This window comes from Tardiphaga sp., assembly GCF_044340795.1.
Taxonomy (GTDB): Bacteria; Pseudomonadota; Alphaproteobacteria; order Rhizobiales; family Xanthobacteraceae; genus Tardiphaga.
In genome coordinates this window covers 1-3,309 of sequence record NZ_JBIISY010000409.1, presented here as the reverse complement: position 1 = coordinate 3,309, position 3,309 = coordinate 1, and the positions used below count along the sequence as shown (strand labels likewise).

Below are 3,309 nucleotides of genomic sequence, written 5' to 3'. Positions count from 1 at the left end.
CTCCGTGAGCGCGTCAACCTGATCCTGGCCGGTAAAAGCGAAGACTCTGTTGCAACGGACCCGGTACTGAAAAGCAGAGACCGACTTAAGTCCACCGCGATCACTGCCTTGCGGCGATATGTTCCGACTCCTTATTCAGGTCGCGTATGCATATTTCTCCCGAACAAAGCCTGGCGGCTATCAGGGGCAGCACCGCATCGATGGCTTCGCGCAGCGCCGCATGCCGAAATGTATTTTGGACCGCGTGGCTGTAACGGTTCTCGCATGCTGGACGATCCGGACGCCCCCGCCATCGCAGCACTTTATCGCCAAGCAGTCCAAAAGGGCATTTGACCGATGACATCCGATTTCAATTCCGCAATGGGGAGTGACTGATGACGGAAGCCCTGTCTATCGTCGCGGAAGATCTGACACATGACCTGAGCGGTGCCGATCACCACGCGCTAGTCGTTGCGTATAACGCCACCGCAGCGCCCTATCCGTCGGACAGGACGATCATCGATCTTTTTCGCGACCAGGTGGCTCGCAGTCCTGACGCCGAAGCGATCCGCTACGGCGAAGCGACGCTGACGTATCGACAACTCGACGAACGATCCAACCAGATGGCGTCACAGTTGAGATCAACTGGCTCGGGGCCCGGCCGGATCGTCGTCGTGTTCATGGAACACTCTATTGAAGTCGTCGTCGCGATCTTGGGCGTCCTGAAGTCAGGCGCAGCCTATGTGCCGCTGGACGTGGCAACCCCAAAAGGACGCATCGCGACAATTCTGAAGGACCTCTCCGACGAGACCGACCGGCGACCACCGACCACAATCGTTCAGGCGCGCCTGCAGTCCAGAATTTCTCCGGACCTCGCCGACATCTTCGTGCTCGATGCCGATTTCGCTTCAATTTCTGCCCGACCGAATACGGATCAATCGTTTGCGGCGACCCCGGATGCCTCTGCCTACATCATCTTCACTTCCGGCTCGACCGGCACGCCCAAGGGCGTCGTGATCGGACACCGCAATCTGGTCAATTACATCTGGTGGGCCGCCCGCATGTACAGTGCCGGCGAAGGTCTGGCATGGCCCCTTTTCTCATCACTCGCCTTCGATCTGACTGTTACGACGCTCTTCACGCCACTGATCACCGGCGGCCGTATCGTGGTTTATCTCGGCGATCCCGGTATCCAAAGCATGGTGGTGCTCAAGGTCGTCGACGACAATGCCGTCGATGTTATGAAGCTGACGCCCGCACATCTCGCGATGATCCGCGATCGCGATCTCCGGACCACAAGGCTGCGCAAATTCATCGTCGGCGGCGAGGATTTCAAAACCGAACTGGCTCGCGAAATCACAGAAGCGATTCCTCATCATACCGAAATCTACAACGAATACGGTCCGACCGAAGCGACGGTGGGCTGCATGGTCCACCGTTTCGATATTGACCGGGATCGATCGGCCTCGGTGCCGATTGGCGTTCCAGCCGCCAATGCGGGCATCTATGTCCTGGACGAGGCACTTCGGCCGACCGCCCCTGGCATCATCGGCGAGATGTACATCGCCGGTGACGGACTCGCGACAGGCTATTTCGGGCGCCCCGATCTGACCGAAGAGCGCTTCCTCACCATTCAGGATCCCCGAGACGAGGTTTCGACGCTGCGGCTGTACAAGACGGGCGATCTTGCCCGTTGGCACCGGGAAGGACGCGTCGAATTTCTCGGCCGCGCCGATCATCAGGTGAAAGTTGGCGGCACGCGTGTCGAACTGGGCGAGATCGAAGCGCGGCTGCTGAAGCACCCGTACGTGCTGGAATGCGCGGTCGCTACCGATGCTCGACCGATAGCGGCAGGAAAGGCCCAATCCTCCCATAGAGATCAGTCGGGGACTGAACATAACATCTCACGACTTGTCGCCTATTACGTCTCGTCGAAGCCGCTCAGCGTGGCGGACCTGCGCGCCCACCTCGCCGAAGAGCTCCTGGAAGCCATGATTCCAGCGCACTATGTCCGCCTCGAAAGGATGCCGCTCACGCCCAATGGCAAGGTCGACCGCTCCTCGCTGCCCGCGCCGACGGCAGAAACGAGCCAAACGACACAAGACTTCGCCGCTCCGTCGACCGAGACCGAGAAGACGCTCGCCGCCCTGTGGTGTGATCTCCTGAAGTGCGGTTCGATCGGACGTCATGACAATTTTTTCAGCCTGGGTGGGCACTCTCTTCTCGTGATGCGGGCGGTGGCGCAGATGCGAAAGACCTTCGGCATCGACGTGCAGCTTCGCAACCTTTTCGAACGTCCGACGGTGGCCGAACTGGCGGAAGTGATCGACGGAATGCGCTGGGTGGCCGATTCACGAGATCCTTTATTCTCGGACGGACCGCGAGAAGAAATCGAACTCTAGTCTTCCTGACTGCTGCTGCCGTGCGCCCCTATCCGGGCGGAAGCTTTTTGCATTGGACTCGTGGAAGAGGATGCCAATGATGAACAAAGCTTGGACCCCCGCGCCAGGATCGGGCCTGCCTTGGGCATCGGGCGACTACGAGTCCTTACGGGATCAGGTCCGCCGGTTCGTCGAGAAGGAGATAAGGCCGGCCGCCGACCGCTGGGAAAACGACGGATTCATTCCCCGCACAATCCTGCGCCGTGTGGGCGAACTGGGCTTCTTCGGCATCCGCTACCCGGCCGAGTATGGTGGCGCGGAGATGGACGCCGTCGCTTCAGTGGTGTTTGCCGAAGAGCTCGGCCGCTCGACCTATGGCGGCGTTGCCGATGCATTGCTGGTCCAGAGCGAGATGGCGTCCGGCTATGTTTTTCATGACGGGACCAAGGCCCAGCGGGATCGCTGGATGCCAGGCATAGTCAGCGGCGAGGTCATCGTCGCGATCGCCATCACCGAACCCGATGCGGGCTCAGACATCAAGGCCATCCGGACGCGCGCGATCCGGGAAAACAATAGCTACGTCCTCGACGGCAGCAAGCTCTACATCACGAACGGCGTCCATGCTGATCTCTACTGCGTAGCCGCGATGACCGATGCTTCGGCCGGAAGCAATGGAATCACGATGTTCCTTGTCGAGAAAGGCACGCCGGGATTCAGCGTTGCGCGCGAGTTGGATAAGCACGGCTGGCGTTCATCCGATACCGCGGAGCTCGTTTTCGACGGCTGTCGCATTCCTGCCGAGAACGTACTCGGCACCGAGGGCTGTGGCTTCTATTCCATGATGCGCAACCTGCAAAACGAACGCCTTGTGCTCGCCGCCATGGCGGTCGGAAGCGCTCAGGTGGCAATCGACATCACCCTCGCCTGGGTCAAGGCGCGCCGCGCGTTC

Annotated in this window: 2 protein-coding genes and 1 pseudogene; all 3 read left to right on the top strand. The window is 60.2% G+C overall.

Going from position 1 to position 3,309, the window contains the following annotated elements; all coding sequences use genetic code 11:
- Positions 1–333 (top strand): annotated as a pseudogene (locus tag ACIQ17_RS32375) (thioesterase); the annotation flags it as partial.
- Between the two features lie 41 nt (positions 334–374).
- The gene (locus ACIQ17_RS32370) at positions 375–2,381 is read left to right on the top strand and encodes an amino acid adenylation domain-containing protein (RefSeq protein ID WP_398473654.1); all 2,007 of its coding nucleotides are present in this window, start codon (positions 375–377) and stop codon (positions 2,379–2,381) included.
- 79 nt (positions 2,382–2,460) lie between these two features.
- Positions 2,461–3,309 (top strand): acyl-CoA dehydrogenase family protein (locus ACIQ17_RS32365; protein WP_398473653.1); only part of this gene is annotated, 849 nt, incomplete at its 3' end.

Bases quoted from the DNA above. Each gene is read 5' to 3' on its own strand.
- ACIQ17_RS32370 (WP_398473654.1), top strand. From the start codon at position 375: ATGACGGAAGCCCTGTCTATCGTCGCGGAAGATCTGACACATGACCTG.